The organism is Paraburkholderia sp. CNPSo 3274 (assembly GCF_024206475.1).
In the GTDB taxonomy this organism is placed as follows: Bacteria; Pseudomonadota; Gammaproteobacteria; order Burkholderiales; family Burkholderiaceae; genus Paraburkholderia.
On sequence record NZ_JAMBPR010000068.1, the window covers coordinates 34796 to 49128 of the forward strand.

Annotated in this window: 13 protein-coding genes and 1 pseudogene; 3 read left to right on the forward strand and 11 right to left on the reverse strand. The window is 61.5% G+C overall.

Annotated elements, in window-relative coordinates:
• Nucleotides 1-22 precede the first annotated feature (22 nt).
• The 7 genes and pseudogenes from M3I54_RS33945 to M3I54_RS33975 all read right to left on the reverse strand — a co-directional run bounded on the left by M3I54_RS33945 (nt 23) and on the right by M3I54_RS33975 (nt 5999).
• Nucleotides 23-1147 (reverse strand): dihydrolipoamide acetyltransferase family protein, encoded by a 1125-nt coding sequence (locus M3I54_RS33945; RefSeq protein ID WP_254343735.1) that lies wholly within the window; start codon nt 1145-1147, stop codon nt 23-25.
• Nucleotides 1148-1151: 4 nt separating this feature from the next.
• The gene (locus M3I54_RS33950) at nt 1152-2132 is read right to left on the reverse strand and encodes an alpha-ketoacid dehydrogenase subunit beta (protein WP_254343736.1); all 981 of its coding nucleotides are present in this window, start codon (nt 2130-2132) and stop codon (nt 1152-1154) included.
• A complete protein-coding gene (gene pdhA, locus M3I54_RS33955) occupies nt 2125-3222 on the reverse strand; it encodes a pyruvate dehydrogenase (acetyl-transferring) E1 component subunit alpha (protein WP_254343737.1) in 1098 nt (365 codons plus the stop codon). Before pdhA ends, M3I54_RS33950 begins: the two co-directional genes overlap by 8 nt.
• Nucleotides 3223-3733: 511 nt before the next feature.
• A complete protein-coding gene (locus tag M3I54_RS33960) occupies nt 3734-4180 on the reverse strand; it encodes a universal stress protein (protein WP_254343738.1) in 447 nt (148 codons plus the stop codon).
• Between the two features lie 58 nt (nt 4181-4238).
• Nucleotides 4239-4817, reverse strand: coding sequence for an elongation factor P (locus tag M3I54_RS33965; protein WP_254343739.1), 579 nt, complete (start codon nt 4815-4817; stop codon nt 4239-4241).
• A 508-nt stretch (nt 4818-5325) separates the two neighbouring features.
• Entirely contained in the window at nt 5326-5613 is a 288-nt protein-coding gene (locus M3I54_RS33970; protein ID WP_254343741.1) for a GYD domain-containing protein, read from the reverse strand.
• Between the two features lie 151 nt (nt 5614-5764).
• Nucleotides 5765-5999: pseudogene (locus M3I54_RS33975) on the reverse strand (hypothetical protein).
• 388 nt (nt 6000-6387) lie between these two features.
• Between M3I54_RS33975 and M3I54_RS33980 the strand changes: the two are divergent.
• Nucleotides 6388-7245 carry an MBL fold metallo-hydrolase gene (locus M3I54_RS33980; RefSeq protein ID WP_254343743.1) on the forward strand — a complete coding sequence of 286 codons (858 nt, stop codon included), beginning with the start codon at nt 6388-6390 and terminating at the stop codon, nt 7243-7245.
• Between the two features lie 306 nt (nt 7246-7551).
• On the opposite strand, the gene pntB is transcribed toward M3I54_RS33980, so the two are convergent.
• The 3 genes from pntB to phaP form a co-directional block, all read right to left on the reverse strand.
• Nucleotides 7552-8964, reverse strand: coding sequence for a Re/Si-specific NAD(P)(+) transhydrogenase subunit beta (gene pntB, locus M3I54_RS33985; protein WP_254343744.1), 1413 nt, complete (start codon nt 8962-8964; stop codon nt 7552-7554).
• Nucleotides 8965-8977: 13 nt separating this feature from the next.
• Nucleotides 8978-10570: a Re/Si-specific NAD(P)(+) transhydrogenase subunit alpha gene (locus M3I54_RS33990; protein ID WP_254343752.1), complete on the reverse strand. Its 1593-nt coding sequence runs from the start codon at nt 10568-10570 to the stop codon at nt 8978-8980.
• Between the two features lie 228 nt (nt 10571-10798).
• Nucleotides 10799-11371: a TIGR01841 family phasin gene (gene phaP, locus M3I54_RS33995; RefSeq protein WP_254343745.1), complete on the reverse strand. Its 573-nt coding sequence runs from the start codon at nt 11369-11371 to the stop codon at nt 10799-10801.
• A gap of 152 nt (nt 11372-11523) precedes the next feature.
• On the opposite strand from phaP, the gene M3I54_RS34000 reads away from it, so the two are divergent.
• Nucleotides 11524-11826, forward strand: coding sequence for a hypothetical protein (locus tag M3I54_RS34000; protein WP_254343746.1), 303 nt, complete (start codon nt 11524-11526; stop codon nt 11824-11826).
• Here M3I54_RS34000 and M3I54_RS34005 read toward each other — a convergent pair.
• Nucleotides 11800-12069 carry a DUF3564 family protein gene (locus tag M3I54_RS34005; RefSeq protein WP_309249665.1) on the reverse strand — a complete coding sequence of 90 codons (270 nt, stop codon included), beginning with the start codon at nt 12067-12069 and terminating at the stop codon, nt 11800-11802. The two genes, M3I54_RS34000 and M3I54_RS34005, sit on opposite strands and share 27 nt — an antisense overlap.
• Nucleotides 12070-12300: 231 nt before the next feature.
• Between M3I54_RS34005 and M3I54_RS34010 the strand changes: the two genes are divergently transcribed.
• Nucleotides 12301-13848, forward strand: coding sequence for a hypothetical protein (locus M3I54_RS34010; protein ID WP_254343747.1), 1548 nt, complete (start codon nt 12301-12303; stop codon nt 13846-13848).
• Nucleotides 13849-14333: the final 485 nt, after the last annotated feature.

A 14333-nucleotide genomic window follows, 5' to 3' on the forward strand; every position in this document is an offset into this window, starting at 1 on the left:
GCGGCACCGGCGCGGAAATCGCCTACTGCGCCATCTCGAGATCCTTGATGACCGCGGCGAGAAAGCGCGCAGCCTCTCCTCCCGTGACAACCCGGTGGTCGAATGTCAGGCTCAGCGGCAAGGTCCTGTGCACGGCGGGCGCACCCTCGTGCGCCACGACCTGGTCATGCATCCGCCCCGCGCCAAGAATCGCAACAGTAGGCGGCACAACCACGGGAGCCGCATATTTACCGGCAATCATGCCGAAGTTCGACAATGTGATCGTGTTGCCGCGCATCTCTTCCGGTGGAATCTTGCGTGCGCGAATATCGGCACGCATCCGGTCGAGTCCGGCACGCAGACCGGCCGCGTCACGATGCGCGACATCGCGCAGCACCGGGACGAACAAGCCATCCGGCAGATCGACGGCAATGCCGAGATCGATCTTCTCCAGCACATGGCGCCGCGCCATTCTGCCGTCGAACCATGCGTTCAGTCCCGGCTCCGCGTGGCACCCGGCCACCAGCGCACGGATCAGGCGGATCGTCACATCGGTATGCGGTGGCCACGCGTGAATATCGGCGTCGTCGATAACGGTCGCGGCGGCCACTTCGCTCTGGGCACGCGCCATGTTCTGCGCCATCGCGCGCCGCACGCCGCGCAGCACTTCAGGCGGACCGAGTTCAGCGAACAATTTTGCCGCCCGTTGTACGTCGGTCGCCGTGATGACGCCTTCCGGCCCGGAAGGCGTCACCATTGCGAGATCGACGTCCAGCTTGCGGGCGAGCGCCCGCACCGCGGGAATCGCCTTGATAGCGCCAGGCCCCGCACCCGTGCCGCTACCGGGCGCGGCTGGCGCCTCCTCCACCGGTTGCCTGCCCACTTCCATATGGCCGACCACGGTGCCGGCATCGGCATCCTCACCACCCTCTCTATCCCCTTCGAAAGCGGCAAGCGGGGCCCCCAGATGCACGATGTCGCCCGGCTTGCCGAACAGCTTCGCGATGCGGCCGGATTGCGGCGAGGGAATCTCGACGATGGCTTTTGCCGTTTCGACCGACACGAGCGGCTGGTCCGCGCGAATGTCCTCGCCGCTCTTGACGTGCCATTCGACGATTTCCGCTTCCTGGAGGCCTTCGCCCAGGTCGGGCAGCTTGAAGATCTTCATGGTTTCACTGCGCCTCCAGCGCCTGCCTGACCGCGGCAACGATACGCCTTGTGCCTGCCATGTAATGACTTTCTAGTCTGTAGAGCGGGACGACCACGTCATATCCCGTCACGCGCTGCACCGGGGCCAGCAACGAATAGAGTCCGCGCTCGGCAATGCCCGCAGCAATCTCCGCACCCACGCCGCCCGTGCGCGATCCTTCATGCACGATCACGCAGCGTCCCGTTTTCGCCACCGACGCAAGAATCGTCTCCATGTCGAGTGGCTTGAGCGTGGCCACGTCGATTACCTCCGCCATCACGCCCTCCTGCGCAAGCAGATCGGCGGCCATAAGGACTTCCTGCAGCGCTCCGCCCCAACTGACCAACGTCACATCCGCGCCGTCGCGCAGCACGTAGCAGCAATCGAGCGGCAGCGCTTCGCCGTTGTCTTCCACGGGCTGCCTGTAGATGCGGTAGAGGCGTGTCGGCTCGAAGAAGATGACCGGGTCCGGATCGCGGATTGCCGCCAGCAGCAGGCCATATGCGCGCGCGGGCGAAGAAGGGGTCACGACGCGCAACCCCGGTATGTGCGCAAACAGCGCCTCCGGGCTTTCGGAATGATGCTCCGGCGCGTGGATGCCCGCACCGGCAGGCGACCTGACCACGAGGGGGCACGTGAGCCGTCCGCGCGTCCTGTGCCGCAGGCGCGACGCGTGATTCAGCAAGTGATCGATGGCCGGATAGATGAAGCCGCTGAACTGAATCTCCGCGACCGGTTTGAGGCCCATCGCGGCCATGCCGACCGCCGTGCCGACGATCGCCGATTCGGCGAGCGGCGTATCCATCACGCGCTGAGCGCCAAAGCGCGTCTGTAACCCAGCGGTTGTCCGAAAGACGCCGCCGTTCACGCCGATGTCCTCGCCGAGCAGCACGACAGCGGGGTCATGCGCAAGCTCCCAGGCGAGCGCGACATTGACCGCCTCGACCATGTTCAGGTCAGCCATGGCCGTTCTCCGCAAGCGGCACAACCGGGGCAAATCGCTGCGCCATCGCCAGTTGCTCGCGCATGGCGAGCGGTAGCGCCTCATAGAGATGGTCGAACATCGAGGAAACGTCAGGCGGAGCAATCGCGAGATACGCCTCGACAGCCTGCTCGACCTGCGCGTGACACGTCCTGCCAAGCTCCTCTTCGCGCGCCTTGTCCCAAACATTCATACGGATCAGGTAGGCGCGCAACCGGCGCAGCGGCTCGGATTCCCAATGCCTGCTGACCACTTCGGCATCGCGATAGCGCGTGGCATCATCGGCCGTCGTGTGATCGCCGAGGCGATAGCTGAGCGCTTCTATCAAGGTCGGACCTTCGCCGCGCCGGGCCTTCGCGAGTGCCGCCCCAACTACGTGGTGCACGGCAATCACGTCGTTGCCATCGACCTGCAGGCCGTCGATTCCCGCTGCAATCGCCTTTTGCGCGAGCGTTTGTGCTGCGCTTTGCTGGCTGCGCGGCACTGAAATTGCCCATTGGTTGTTGTTGATCACGAGCACGAGCGGCGCGCCCCACACGCCGGCGAAGTTCATCGCCTCGTAAAAGTCTCCCTTGGAGGTGGCGCCGTCGCCGAAAAGCGCCACTGCGACGCGCGGCTCATGGCGCAACTTGAACGCATAGGCGGCACCCGCCGCATGGCAGAGCTGCGTACCGATCGGCACACAGTTCGGAAAGTCGAAGCGGGGCACACTGAAATCGCTTCCACGCTCGTCACCGCCCCAATAGAGCAGACTTTCCGTCATCGTGACGCCGCGCAGCAATTGGGCCGCGTGGTCGCGATAGGAAGGAAACAGCACGTCTTCGGGGCGCATTGCACTGGCCACGCCAACGCCGATCGCCTCCTGGCCAACCGATGATGCGAATGTGCCAAGCTGGCCCGTACGCTGCAGCGCAACTGCTTTCGTGTCGAAGGCCCTTGTCAGCACCATCGCGCGATACAGCGGCAGGAGCGCTGCGGGGTCGCTTGCGAAGGCCGGAAGCGGATGCACGGGTTCGCCCTCGGGCCCGAGGTACTGCGTGTAGCCGATGTGAAAACTGGCAGCCGTGGTCATGACGGCCTCCTGTGTGTTTCACCCATCGTAAGCGTTCTGCCGCTGATCGCCACAAATACGCATCACGCCACGGGAATACCGCGCGTTGGCGGGCAACGCGGCCTGCGCGATGCCGTGCCCCGGCGCCGAATTCAGCGCATCGCATCCGGAGCAGCGCTTGAGCGAAAGGCGTGAAAATTCAGGAGTGGCCCGTTGAAGGGAGGCATGGGGCTCACCTCTCCTGTAGCAGCGGTAAAAGCGCGCCGGTCGCACCTGGACTGACGAGGATTTCCGTCGTGCATCGGTCCCTGGTAAGCCAGCCGGGCAACGGCCTTCGGCGGCGCCGTTACCTGTGCCGCCGGCATGTTGCCGTAGGCCTGGAAAGCGGACAGATCGGAGGGCAGGACGCAGATAGCCGCGCCCTGCTAGCCAGCGAAGCGCTAGTGATGAGCCAGATCCGTCAGCGATCCGCCCACCACTCGTAACTTCATCGTCAAGCGCTTCTGCGTCGTGATCCGCATAGCTTCCGGTATCATCGATGCTCCTTTGCGACATCTGGCCGGTCGCGCACGATTGTGACCGAGCACGGCGCGTGTGCGATCACTTGCCTCGCGATGGAACCAAGCAGCCAACGATCAAAGGTAGTACGTCCTCGATGTCCTACAACAACGTGGTCAATATTGTGTCGTTCGGCATACAGCACCAGCTCCTTGGCCGGATGCCCGACAATCACCTCATATTGGACCGTTACTCCGGATAACCCGAGCTTTCCCTTGAGTTCGGTGATGAGGTCCTGACAGTGGCGTTTTTCGGTCTCAAGCAGCTCAGGCACCTCATAGGCCAACTTACCCCAGTCAGGCGGACGAGCAACCATAAGAATGTGGAGCCGCGCCCCTTCCTTTTCAGCAAGATTTTTTGCGAAGCGGATTGCCTCCTGTGCGGAAGCCGAGCCATCGTAACCCGCGAGAACGTCGTGCATGATTGCCTCCAGAGACTCACCCGGACGTCTTCGAGGCACAGGTCAAGAAGCGACGAAGTCATGGCTTTCGCGTTTCTCGCCTTACACGCTCCACGTATTTTCCTGACGCGACCTCGATTCGCACAGTATCCCCTTCCTTGATGAACTGGGGAACGAGAACTTCCATGCCATTCTCGAGTGTGGCCGCCTTGAAAGTGGAGGTTGCATGCTCGTGCACGCCCGGCGGCGCAGACACCACGCCTAACTCGACCGCATGCGGAAACGCGATGGTGACCGGCTCGCCGTCATACAGCGCGACCGGGATTCGCATATTGGGCTGAAGGAACTTTTCGTATGCGCCAATAGTTTCCGAGGACAAACTGATCTGCTCGAATGTGTCGGGATCCATGAAGTAAAAGGCGACACCATCCGTATACAGATATTCCATCTGCTTGTGATCGAGCGCGACCTCTTCGAGCCTGTCGCTTGGGTGCAGCCGCAAGTCCCTGATGTGCCCGGTCTTCAGGTTCTTGACCCTGGTAAACACTGCGCTACCCTGCTGGCCCCCGCCGGCATGGTACCCGGCGCTGGCGACGCTATGAAGTTCGCCTTCGAGCATGACGACCATGCCCGGCTTCAATCCGGAAGCTTCGACCATTTGCCTCTCTCCGCCTTGCCAGCAAGGTGACGACATCTTCAGCCCGGCACTGCAGCAGGCCGCCAACAACCGGCCGGCAAACGCACGTCGGCCGCGTGCGTGGCGTGCTCGGCGGAAGATGCTCTGGGGGCATCGGTCTCCAGACTCGCTTCGCCCAGCGGCACGAAGCTTGGCCGGTAGCCCGGAAGTTCGGCGACGATCACCCTGCCCCGCCGTTTGATCGCCGCGGCGTAAAACGCACAGTGTCCGGCTTGCCTCGCATTGCCGTGAAAGACGATGGACGTGCCGCGCGCCCTTACGGCCCGATCAGCCACCAAACCACAGAACGCCTCAGGTGTCCGGCGCGAAGTCTGCCGACGCGAGGGCCTCGGTCACAGCTTTCTCAGGGGCGTAGATAAAACGCACCTGCAAGATAGCGATTTCTGGGAACACGTTCAGACACCCGACGGTGAGACGCAGTATTCACCTGGCGCATTTCATCGCGTGGAGCCCGATCCGTCGATCTGCGCTACAGCGCCGCGATGAACTCGTTCCACGGCGTCGCCTGCAGGGTCTCGGTGGCAGCATGTCCATAGCCGTGGATGATCAAAGCCGCCAGCTCAAGCTGTTTCAGATCGTTCGACTCCACAACGTCCAGGACGTCGAAGCGCCCGAGAGTCAGATAGCTGTCCTTCCAGGTGACGGCAGGGCATTCGGCCCTGATCTTTTCGGCCACTGTGGCGGCGATCTGTTTCAGTTCGCCGGGATCCGTTAATGCGTCAGGAGCGAGACGGCTCAGGATGACGTACGTAGCCATGGCATACCTCCGAGCAAAGAATTGCCCCGCTATCGATTACTGCAGTCGCACGCAAACAGACGCCCGCGCGTCAAGCGGAAGCATTGCGGTGCGCATTGTCGCTCCGAAGTGTCATTAACCTCGGCGGGTTGGACCGGGGCCCTCAGGTAGGTCAGTGCAGTTGTCGCTTCAGGTTGGAAAGTTCAGAATGCATTGAGCTGACTGTACGGTCCTCGTCCCTGGACGACATGATCTTCTTTGCCGATTTGCATTCCTTTTCGAGCTCATCCATCCACTTCATCAAATGTTGTGGAATCGTCGCGTCGGCGTGCATGGTACGTGATGCCTCGCTAACGGCTTGCTGAAAGATGAGTAAAGCGCTTTTGGATTTCACTGGCTTGCAACATGATGCCCCTTCTTGAACATCAGTTCCAGATGAATTCAGGCAACAGATGACGGTGTGTTGCCCGTGCCGTCGCCATTCGCCTGCTTCGGTCAGCGGCCAGCGACGTTGCATTGCGTCAAAGCGGCACCGGGGCACGCGAAAGACGCCTCTGTAGTTTAGGTCACAATCGCTCGCCTGCACCGGTCCGCACGGTGTCCAGCGAATTCAGCGTCGCAGCTGCGTGGTAGAGCGATTTCGTCAGCGCAGCCGTATCACACGTACTTCGGTGATTTGAGCACCGAGTCGAACCACGTCCGACACTCCAGTCGCGTCTGGCTGCGGAGGGTGCCTGAAAGTTCTATCATGGTGAACCGTGAGGTCGCCATTACTTATCGGAACTTGAGCGTCGAATGAAGCCGCCACGCAATACCGACTCCGCCCCAGGCGAGTGGTACATCGACACAGCGTGCATCAATTGCGGTGCATCGCGTCACGTCGCGCCTGAGCTGATTGTCGAACGAAACGACAAGAGTGTCTTCGTTCGGCAGCCCTTCACGCCGGAAGAGCAGCTTGCTGCCTGGCGTGCGGTGCTCGTATGTCCGACGGCATCGGTACGCAGCGAAACGAAGCAGCCCCGCCCGAACGCCACGATCTTTCCGCAGCAGATCACATCGGGTGTGTGGCGCTGTGGATTCAACTCACGGTCGTCGTTTGGCGCACATTCTTATTTTGCCGCGCGTCCGGACGGCAATCTGCTGATCGACTCGCCACGCTATGCGGCGGAGCTCGTGAAATGGTTTGACGACGCCGGTGGCATTGCACACGTCCTTTTGTCGCATCGTGACGACGTTGCAGATGCCGACAAATACGCACGTCAATTCGGCGCGCGCGTCTGGATTCACCAGGAGGACAGGTCGGCTGCCCCCTATGCTACCGATCTGCTCGACGACCATTCGGCACCGAGCATCGCGGCCGGCGTGCGCGCAATCCCGATGCCCGGGCACACTCGGGGTAGCGTCGTATACCTGCTCGATGATCGCGTGCTCTTCGCGGGCGATTCGCTCGCCTGGAGCCCACGCGAGCGCGACCTCGTCGCGTTCAGGGACGCGTGCTGGTACTCATGGACGAAGCTCACCGAATCGCTCGGCAAGCTGGCCGCGTATCGTTTCGAATGGCTGCTTCCTGGTCACGGTTGGCCCACGCACTTGCCGGCCGAGGAAATGAGTGCTCGCTTGCTAGCGTTGGTTGAGCGCATGCGAAATGATTGAAGTCGCCGGAATCCCAGCGCGCACCGCGCAGCACCGCATATGACGCGTCTTCTAGAGCGCGAACTCTGGGAGGAGCAGTTGGCGTACGTCGACTGCCTGCCGCGGGAGTCGCAGTGTGCCATAGCCACCGCGGGCGCGAGAACATGGTGCCGCAAGCGCAGGCTTGGCTCGCACTGCGTGTGGCCACACCGCGATGCCGATCCGCTCCTTCCGGGCGTCGACAATGGCGTTGTCGACGCCCGGCTGAGCGCCATGATCTTCTCCGATTCGCTTCGTTGTTCCTCGGCGAGTCCCGCTTCTCCGCGTTCAGGCTTTCAACACCCCGAAGATCTCACTCAACATCGACTTCGCATCGCCGAACAGCATGCGATTGTTGTCCTTGTAGAAGAGCGGGTTGTCGACGCCGGCATAGCCCGAGGCCATGCTGCGCTTCATCACGATCGACGTCTTCGCCTTCCAGACCTCCAGCACCGGCATGCCGGCGATCGGGCTCGCCGGGTCCTCCTGCGCCGCCGGGTTCACGATGTCGTTCGCGCCGATGACCATCGACACGTCCGCCTCGGGGAAGTCGGCGTTGATCTCGTCCATCTCCATCACGATGTTGTAGGGCACCTTCGCTTCGGCCAGCAGCACGTTCATGTGGCCCGGCATGCGGCCCGCCACCGGGTGGATCGCGAAGCGTACGTCGACGCCCTTATCGCGCAGCAGCTTCGTGAGTTCGAAGACCGTGTGCTGGGCCTGCGCCACAGCCATGCCGTAGCCCGGCACGATGATCACGCTCTTCGCGTCGCGCAGCAGCTCGGCGGTTTCGGCGGAGCTCACCGCCACCACCTCGCCGGCCGGCTGCGCGCCGCCGCCCGCAGTTGCGGGCACGCCCGCGCCACTGCCAAAGCCGCCAGCGATCACGCTGATGAAGTTGCGGTTCATCGCGCGGCACATGATGTACGACAGGATCGCGCCCGACGAGCCCACCAGCGCGCCGATCACGATCAGCAGGTCGTTGCCGAGCATGAAGCCGGTGGCCGCCGCCGCCCAGCCCGAGTAGCTGTTGAGCATCGACACCACCACGGGCATGTCGGCGCCGCCGATCGCCATCACCATGTGCGTACCGAACAGCAGCGAAATCGCCGTCATCACGAGGAGCGGCATCATGCCGTCCTGAATCGTCTCTGCGTGCAGGAACGCGCGACCGTAGTACATCACGATCAGCAGCGCGGCCAGGTTCAGCCAGTGCCGCGCCGGCAGCAGTAGCGGCTTGCCGCCGATCTTGCCCGACAGCTTGCCGAACGCAATGACCGAGCCCGCGAAAGTCACCGCACCGATCAGGATGCCGACGTAAATCTCGACTTCGTGAATGGTCTTTTCGGCGCCGGTGAATTGCACCGACGTATCGATGTAGCTGGCGAAGCCCACGAGGCAGGCCGCCAGGCCAACCAGGCTGTGCATCAGCGCGACCAGTTCGGGCATCTGCGTCATCTGCACCTTCTTCGCGGCGAACAGGCCGACCGCGCCGCCGACGACCAGCGCGGCGACAGCGTACGGAATACCTTCGGCCGACACGCGCGGACCGAGTACGGTTGCCAGCACAGCGATGAGCATACCGATCATGCCAAGCAGGTTGCCGCGGCGCGCGGTCTCGGGATTGGCCAGACCGCCAAGGCTCAGGATGAAGAGAATCGCCGCGCCGATATAGGAGACGGTAGTCAGGTTGGAAGTCATTGTTGTCGTCCCCTCATTTGCGGAACATCGCCAGCATGCGTCGCGTCACCGCGAAGCCACCGAACATGTTGACGGCCGTAAGTGCCAACGCGCCCACGGCCAGGCCCAGAATCAGCCCTGATGGCCGGTCGCCCACCGCGGACCCGCCCAGCGGCGGCGCGACCTGGACCAGCGCACCGATGGCGATGATCGACGAAATCGCGTTGGTCACGCTCATCAGCGGCGTGTGCAGCGACGGCGTGACATTCCAGATCACCATGTAGCCGACGAAACAGGCCAGCACGAACACCGTGAAGTGCGAGAGGAAAGTGGCCGGCGCAAACAGCCCCACCAGCAGGAACGCCAGCGCACCGATGCCGAACACGATGGCCAGCGACTTCGCCGACATCGGCTCGCTGCTGCCGTGGCCCTTCTTCGGTGCGGCTGCCGCCGCTGCAGCGGCGGCCTGGGGTTTGGGTGCGACGGCCGGCTGTTTGATCGGCGGCGGCGGCCAGGTAACGTTGCCCTCCTTGATGACTGTGAGGCCGCGGATGGCGTCATCGTCGAAGTCGACGTTGATCGTGCCGTCCTTCGTCTTGCACAGCTCCTCGACCACGCGCAGCAGGTTGTTGCCATACAACGTGGACGACTGCCTCGCCAGACGCGAAGCAAGATCCGTGTAGCCAACGATGGTCACGCCGTGGCGCACCACCGCCTCGCCGGGCACGGTCAACTCGCAGTTGCCACCCTGCTCGGCCGCCATGTCCACGATTACGCTACCCGGCTTCATCGACTGCACCATTTCGGCCGTGATGAGCTTCGGAGCCGGCTTGCCGGGAATCAGCGCGGTAGTGATGATGATGTCCGCGTCCCGGGCCTGCTGCGCGTACATCGCGCGCTGCGCCTGCTGGAAGCCCTCGCTCATGACCCTGGCGTAGCCGCCGCCGCCCGAGCCTTCCTCGTCGCAGTCCACCTTGACGAATTCGCCCCCCAGGGACTTGACCTGGTCGGCCACCTCGGCGCGCGTGTCGTTGGCGCGCACGATCGCGCCGAGACTGACCGCAGTACCGATGGCAGCCAGGCCTGCTACGCCGGCGCCGGCAATGAAGACCCTGGCAGGCGGGACCTTGCCGGCGGCGGTGACCTGACCGTTCAGGAAGCGGCCGAAGGCATGGGCGGCCTCGATCACCGCACGGTAGCCGCTGATGCCAGCCATCGAGGTGAGCGCGTCCATCTTCTGCGCGCGTGACAGCGTGCGCGGCAGCGAATCGATCGCCAGCACGGTGGCGTGCCTCGCGGCAAGCTGCTGCATCAGCTCGGGGTTCTGGGCCGGCCAGACGAACCCGATCAGCATGCCGCCCTCACGCATCAGCGCCACTTCCTCGCTGCTCGGGGGGCGCACCTTGAAGACGATGTCACTGCGGGCCCAGAGTTCGGCAGCCGTTGCCACGACCTCGGCACCGGCGGCACGGTAGTCATCATCGCCAAAGTTCGCACCTGCGCCGGCGCCGCTTTGCACGGCAACCGCGAACCCAAGCTTGATCAGTTTCTCGACCACCTCGGGCACCGTTGCTACACGCCGCTCCCCGGTGGCTGTCTCCAGAGGAATTCCAATCAGTAATGTCATTTTGTCAATTGATGGTAGTGGCCGTCGCAAGGAACCCGGGCCTGTGCTTCAGTTTTTGTCGCAATAAAGAGAACTGAGCGAACAATCGCTATATATAAAGTACTACTAATATTACGGTCGTAGAATTGATCAGCGACGGACCGATGGGCTCTGCTCGCGCTTTCAGCCGTTCATCTTGTTCCGCAAGGGATAGCGGACAGCCTTACTGCGACAGAACCGTCAAACACTCTACTGTTTTGCATCCGATTCGACAGGTGCAACTGCCTGGCGGGTCCGTTTGGCAGTTGACGCAGCATTGAGATTGCTTTCAGCAGTCTCCACGGCTTGCCTGGCGGCTTTCGCAGCAGTTTCATACGCTGAATTGGCCGTATCGCTTGCGGTCGTGATGAATGTCTTCCATGCCGCCACTACGGATTCACTTCCCGCCGGCGCATTTTTCGTGAGCCCGTCGATGAAAGAGTGCGCATCGCTTTGGAATTGCTTGCACTGTGCTTCTGCGAGCACAGCAAATTCGGCTTGGGTGCTGGAGAGAATTTCGTAGACGTGGTGCCAGTATGACTGCACTCTTTCAACGGCAGGTTGAACCAGGATCGACTGCTGTGAAAACGTTTCCTGAGGTTCTTTGGCAGAAAGTGCCTTGACGGCGAATTCCTGATTTTCAGCGAGGGTCGATTTGACCGTCTGCACATTCAGGTCGGCCAACTTTTCAATGCCTTCAAATGCCTTATTCAGGAAAACAAACGATGTTTCGACGCCGGATTTCTGCGCGGCGACAAGTTGCTCCGTTGTCAGAGTGCTCATCAATGGCTCCATGAAAGATGAAAGTGTCCGAATGTCCACAAGAGCCACTCACGGACAAGAAGACACACAACACAGTCGGTGGTGCGATGCAGCAATATCCATTCTAAGGTCGAGTTGACGTCTGTCAATCGTTTGTTCGTGGAAGCCGCCTCATGTCTCGTAAGCGCATCGGCAAACACCTTGTCGGCTTTGGCATGCAGGCCCTTACCAGGTATAAACCCGCACAAGAAATGTGCTCTCGTCGCAAAGGCGTAAATTTGTATAACAAATGTTTGCAATGCAGCAAAAGACGAGTTGCGATCCGTCTTTCTGCACGCCGTGGAGGAAACGGCGTGGCTGTCCGTGCCACGGCGCACGAGGCGATGCGTGCGCCCGTGTTGCCGACTCGCGTCGGGGTGATCGTGGTCGACTCCTTCAAACAATTAGGATCACGCAAGACCTTCGAGGATAAATAGAGGCCGCGCATCATGCTGATCACAGACTAGCGCGCTGCGCGTTTCGACCCGCAGCATTCCCCATTCGGGAAGTTGGAGGCCGGCATGACCTTCGCGGGACCACCTGTAGGTTTCGTTGTCGAGCCAAAGGATCGCATAGGCATTCGGGTCAATGCGGTCGAACGTGTCGAGATGGAGCGTAATGCGCATCGAATTCTCCAGTTGTTGTTCGTGGCTGGCTTTGTGATCCGTCATGATCGTCATCGTTGACATATAACGATACGTGCAGATGGGGGCTGTCTGTATGTGTCAGCGTGTCGCCAATGTGCGTTTAATTCACGTCGTAACTACGGGCAGACCGGCGCGCAGCCTGCCTCGCCGAAATACTTGCACTACGCCAGTTTCACACTATATTTCGGACACCAATCGGTGCGAGGCGACTTACGATCCTTTGAATGAGGCTCGCTCATGCCCCGCAGGGCGGAGAACTTCACCATGGCCAATTACCAATGGACTGGAAGCGCAGGAACAAACTTCCTGACGCCGGAAAACTGGGTTCTCGAACCTGGTGGAGGACCGGCGACCGTGCCGCCGGGTCCCAACGACTCCGTGACGATCGATAATACCGCCCTGCCGATTACGGGTTCGGGTACCGCGGCGGACCTGATTTTCAAGGATACCGACGAAATCGCGGGGCATCTGACTGCGACCATTGGAATTCCGGTCAATGCACGGTTGACGCTTAAGCCCGGCGCGATCCTGACAACCCCCAGAATTGGCGTGATAACCGGCACGCTCACAATCGGCAAAGACAGCAGTCTCGTAAGCTTCGGACCTCACGATCTCAACGACTACGCGATCAAGGTAGCCCCCATAGCCGGTAATGCAACGATGTTGGTAGATGGGGGGCACGCCGTCGTCAACACTCGCAATCTGCCCGTGTCTGTTGGCCAAGCCGGAAACGGCCAGATGACAATCAGCAACGGGGCGCTGGTCGCCATCGGGAACAACGACCCACTCATCTACCCATGGGCTCTGGTTGTTGGGAATCACGACAACTCCACTGGCCGGATTACGGTTTCGAAGGCGTCGCTGGTGGCGCGCGGACAGGTCATCATCGGGCGCGGTGGCACCGGAAAGCTGGAACTGAACCCAGGCGCCTCCGTCGTCGCGGAGGACGTGACGATTGGCTATACCGCCGGTCTGAGCCAGGTTTCGGTTTCGGAGGCGTCGCTGGTGGCACGCGGGCAGGTCATCGTCGGGCAATACGCCGCCGGGGCGCTGGAGGTGAACTCAGGCGCCTTCGTCGTCGCTGACGACATGTCGATTGGTTCAGCGCCGACTGGACAGGGCTCCGTGTCGGTCAGCGGCCACAATGCGCGCCTCGTTATCGCCAACGAACTCTTGGTCCAAGACCTGGGAACGGGCTCGCTCACGGTGACGCAAAAGGGCTCCGTGTCTGTCGGCAAGGGAATTTACGTGACCGGAACGCTATCGCTGGGCGACGGCCTCATCGAGACGACCGCCCTTGGGATCGACCCGGGGGCAACGCTGACCGGACACGGAACGGTGACCGCTGTCGCGGGTTTTGTGAACAACGGCACGATAACTGTCATTAATTCATTGACCCTTGTTGGCGACATGGACAACGCCAGCACAATCTCGGTCTCGGCAGGTGGCCACCTGCGCTGTTTTGGAACACTACTCTCTGACACCGGCACTATTGAGTTGCGTGCAGATAGCGTAGCCACAGTTGAGGCCGTTCAAAGCCCTCAAACGATCAAGTTTGTCGGCACCAACGCGCGGCTCGAACTACGAAGCCCCGGTGCATTTACGGGGACTATTGACGGCTTTGCGAAGACCGATACGATAGAACTAGACGTCGAGGTGAAATCCATCAACTTTGCAAACAACGTGCTCACAATAAAAGACCATTTCGGCACCGTTGAGGCGCAGTTGCAGATGACCGGCGGCGCCTATAGCACTGGCTCCTTCCAAATCAATCCACTGTCCAACGGTCGCTCCGCGATCGTGATTCCTTAAGGACCGGCATCCCGGTTCGCGCGTCAGTTGATGGTTGCCCGCCACGCGCCTCAGGATCATGCTCGGGGGGGACCGCAGGCGTATCCGTTAGTCGATCAATTGGCTCCGAGTCCGCTCACGCTGGCTCTTTGGGGTCGCCGAAGACTCGCATGCAACCAGACGAGGGCTCCCGTGGATGACGTCGCTCTGGCGGTTGCTCACCCCTGCCGGGGATGTGGCAGCCGCTGCAGATAAAGGTAAGCGGTGATTTCAGCACACCGAATAAAGAATCGTTTGCGACAGACGGGCAAGCGCAGCCGTACCGCGATGGTCGGGGTCAACCGGCGATATTCGCGTCGAGGTGATGAGCCTGCGCGTGGGCCAGCACGCCGACGCGCATTCAGTTCGTCAGCCGGTCTCTTCCTTTTCCTTTTGTTGCCGGGCGTAATTGAACGGCAGAAGATCGGTTACATCTGCGTCCGGCGCACGCTGCGGCAACTCGGTGA